4 protein-coding genes are annotated in these 3,740 nt (G+C 70.5%); 1 reads left to right on the top strand and 3 read right to left on the bottom strand.

The window, feature by feature from the left end; translation table 11 throughout:
* Positions 1-112 precede the first annotated feature (112 nt).
* The gene (gene miaB / locus PLL68_RS05395) at positions 113-1,627 is read left to right on the top strand and encodes a tRNA (N6-isopentenyl adenosine(37)-C2)-methylthiotransferase MiaB (protein WP_324532370.1); all 1,515 of its coding nucleotides are present in this window, start codon (positions 113-115) and stop codon (positions 1,625-1,627) included.
* A 5-nt stretch (positions 1,628-1,632) separates the two neighbouring features.
* On the opposite strand, the gene PLL68_RS05390 is transcribed toward miaB, so the two are convergent.
* From PLL68_RS05390 to PLL68_RS05380, 3 genes are all read right to left on the bottom strand, one after another.
* A complete protein-coding gene (locus tag PLL68_RS05390; protein ID WP_324532368.1) occupies positions 1,633-1,827 on the bottom strand; it encodes a hypothetical protein in 195 nt (64 codons plus the stop codon).
* A gap of 157 nt (positions 1,828-1,984) precedes the next feature.
* Positions 1,985-2,173 (bottom strand): antitoxin, encoded by a 189-nt coding sequence (locus PLL68_RS05385; protein ID WP_324532366.1) that lies wholly within the window; start codon positions 2,171-2,173, stop codon positions 1,985-1,987.
* A gap of 126 nt (positions 2,174-2,299) precedes the next feature.
* On the bottom strand, positions 2,300-3,028 hold the full coding sequence (locus tag PLL68_RS05380) for an NAD(P)/FAD-dependent oxidoreductase (protein ID WP_324532404.1): 729 nt from the start codon (positions 3,026-3,028) through the stop codon (positions 2,300-2,302).
* Positions 3,029-3,740: the final 712 nt, after the last annotated feature.

Below are 3,740 nucleotides of genomic sequence, written 5' to 3'. Positions count from 1 at the left end.
TACAGCGGAACCGGCATGTCATCGCGCTCTCTTGCAGAGTTGCAGAACTCTGCAACTATACCTCGCGCGCGATTGCCGCGGTGGCGGGCACCCGGCATACCCTTGACCCGCCATGACACCCAAGACCTATGACGTGCGCACCCACGGGTGCCAGATGAACGTCCACGACTCCGAGCGCCTCGCCGGCCTGCTCGAGACCGCCGGCTACGTCGACCTCGCGAGCGTGCCCGCTGCCGAGCGTCCGGAGACCGCGGACGTCGTCGTGTTCAACACCTGCGCCGTGCGCGAGAACGCCGACAACAAGCTCTACGGCAACCTCGGCCAGCTGCGCCCGGCCAAGACCGCGAACCCCGACCTGCAGATCGCCGTCGGTGGCTGCATGGCCCAGAAGGACCGCGAGAGCATCGTCAAGCGCGCTCCCTGGGTGGACGTCGTCTTCGGCACCCACAACATCGGCAGCCTCCCCGCACTGCTCGACCGGGCGCGGCACAACAAGCGCGCCGAGGTCGAGATCCTCGAGTCGCTCGAGACCTTCCCCTCGACGCTGCCGACCCGCCGCGACTCCGCCTTCGCCGGCTGGGTGTCGATCAGCGTCGGGTGCAACAACACCTGCACCTTCTGCATCGTCCCCAGCCTTCGCGGCAAGGAGGCCGACCGCCGTCCGGGCGAGATCCTCGCCGAGATCGAGGCTCTCGTCGCGCAGGGCGTCATCGAGATCACCCTGCTCGGGCAGAACGTCAACACCTACGGGGTCGAGTTCGGCGACCGGTTCGCCTTCGGCAAGCTGCTGCGCGCCTGTGGCGAGATCGAGGGACTGGAGCGGGTGCGCTTCACCAGCCCCCACCCGGCCGCGTTCACCGACGACGTCATCGAGGCCATGGCCGCGACGCCCAACGTCATGCCGAGCCTGCACATGCCGTTGCAGTCCGGGTCCGACACGGTGCTCAAGGCGATGCGTCGCTCGTACCGCAGCGAGAAGTTCCTCGGCATCATCGACAAGGTCCGCACCGCGATCCCGGATGCCGCGATCACCACCGACATCATCGTGGGCTTCCCCGGTGAGACCGAGGCCGACTTCGCCGAGACGCTGCGCGTCGTCGAGGCGTCCCGCTTCTCCAGCGCCTTCACCTTCCAGTACTCCATCCGCCCCGGTACGCCCGCGGCGACGATGCCGAACCAGGTGCCCAAGGCCGTGGTCCAGGAGCGCTTCGACCGGCTCATCGAGCTGCAGGAACGTGTCTCGTGGGCCGAGAACCGCACCCTCGAGGGCCGTGATGTCGAGGTGCTCGTCGCACCCGGCGAAGGCCGCAAGGACGGCGAGACCGCGCGCCTGTCCGGCCGGGCCCGCGACAACCGCCTCGTGCACTTCGCCGTGCCCGACGGCGGTGAGCGTCCTCGCCCGGGAGACGTCGTGACCGTGGGGGTCACCTACGGGGCGCCGCACCACCTCGTGGCCGACAGCGGGGTCCAGGGCGGTGCCTACTCGGTTCGTCGCACCAAGGGTGGGGACGCGTGGGCCTCGCTGCAGGATGCGCCGGTACCCGGCAAGCCGGCCGTCTCCCTGGGGATGCCGTCGCTCGGCAAGCCCGTGACGTCACCGACAGCCACCGCACCCTGCGCGACCTGAGCGGCCTACCCGAGCGCGAGAACCGCGGCGACGACGCCCACGGCAGCAAGGGCGAGGACCAGCCCCAGGGCTCGCACCGAGCGCGCGCGTTCCCGAGCGGGGTCCACCCGGCGCTCGGGTGAGTTGGCTGCGGCATACAGCGGGGCGGGGTCGAACGGCTCGATGTCGAGCGGGGGCAGTCCCGAGGTGTTGTGCGCCATGGACGGCTCTCTTCCTGGGAGACGAAGCGGGTTCCCCCGAGCGTAGGCACGCGACCAACGCTGCGCTGGCAGTTCGCCTCGCGGCCGGCAAACCCTGACCGAACGGCCGAGACCCCCGACCGTTCGGTCGAGGGTCCCGGGTCGCGTCAGGGGGAGATCAGGTGCCGATGGCGCCGTCTGCCGCGGACTGCGCGGTGTCGACGTGCTCGGCGAACTGGCCGCCAGTTGCCTGGTCGGCTGCGTCGCCTGCCTTCTCGATGGCCTGGTCGCTGATGCTCTCGACCTGGTCGCCGTGAGTCTCGGTCAGTTCCGCGAGCTTCTCCTTGGCGCTGTCAAAGATGTTCACGCGACCTCCTTTCGCTTGGTGACAGTTCAGACCCCGAGAGGGGGTGCGCTCACAGTACGTTCAGGGACGCCTGCAACGGGAGAGTTTTCGACAAACCGGTGTTCCGGCCGCCGAACCTTGAGGGGTTCAGCCCTGGTCGGGGTCGAGCCAGGCGTGCACCAGTGGCACGACGGAGGCGCCCTCGCCGCTGGCGGCCGCCACCCGCTTCATCGACGTGGCCCGGATGTCACCGACGGCGAACACCCCGGGCACCGTCGTCGCGAGGCTCGCAGGGGGGATGCCGTCGGTCCACCGGTCGGTCGGGACGTCGCGTCCGGTGAGCACGAACCCCCTGCCGTCCGTCGCGACCTCAGCGGGGAGCCACTCGCAGTGCGGCTCGGCCCCGAGCAGCAGCACCAGGCCACGGCAGCCGAGCACCTCCTGTTCACCGCTGCGGGTGTCGCGAACGGTGATGCGCTCCAGACGGCCGTCGCCGGCGGCATCGACCACCTCAGAGCACGGGCGGACCCGCAACCGCGGGCTGTGGCCGATCTCGGAGACGAGGTACTGCGACATCGTCGCCTCCAGGCCGTCGCGGCGCACGAGGATCGTCACCGACCGCGCGAACCGGGCGAGGTGGATGGCCGCCTGTCCGGCGGAGTTCCCCCCACCCACGACGACGACGTCGGTGCCCTCCATCTCCCGGGCCGCCGACATCGCGCTGCCGTAGAAGACCCCGAGGCCGACGAAGTCCTCGACCGCCGGCACGCCCAGCTTTCGGTAGGCCACACCGGTGGCGATGACCACCGCCCGCGCGCGGACGTCACCACCGTCGGTGCGCACGACGTGCGGCTGACCGTCGCGACCGGGTTCCAGCGAGGTGACGGACCAGCCGGTGAAGAACTGGGTGCCGAACCGGATGGCCTGGTTGCGGGCGCGGAGCCGTACACCGCGGCCGCGAGGCCCGCGGGCCCGGCGCCGACGATCGCGAGGTCGACGACGGCATCCAGCTCGATGCCCTTCGGGGTGCCGAACACCCGCACGGCGACGTCCCGGACGCTCGTCGGTGCGAAGACGTCGTGGTTGATCGACTCCACGAGCGGCAGGCTCACCTCGGAGCCGATCCGGCTGATCACGGCTCGACCCTCGTCGGAGTCGGGGGAGTAGGTGCGGTTCGGCATGCCCATGCGGTCCAGGAAGTCGCGGATGCCCTCGGCCAGCGCATCGCGGCCCGCGGAGATGATCCGCACGGTCTCGACCTCGGGTGTCGCGACGGTGGATCCCCAGTCCGAGAGCAGCTCACACACCGCGGTGTGGAACTCCTCGTCACGCACGCCGCGCGGCAAGAGCAGTGACGCGTCGTACTTGCCCGCTGCGAGCCCCGGCCGCAGGGCCGAGGAGTCCTCGAGGAAGTGCGACCAGTGGACGGTCACGAGACGGCGGGCGGTCGGCACGACCGTGCGCCAGCGGGCGAACGCCTCGACGACGTCACCGTCGGGCAGCCGCGACTCGCTGACGAACATCGCCACCTGCCCGCCGGTACCGACGATCGAGCGCGCGACCTCCTCGGCCTCCCCGACGGAGGTCG

Origin of the sequence: Ornithinibacter sp. (assembly GCF_035443565.1) — a bacterium.
Lineage (GTDB): Bacteria > Actinomycetota > Actinomycetes > Actinomycetales > Dermatophilaceae > Fodinibacter.
The sequence above is the reverse complement of the archived record's forward strand: the minus strand, read 5'-3'. Positions and strand labels throughout refer to the sequence as shown.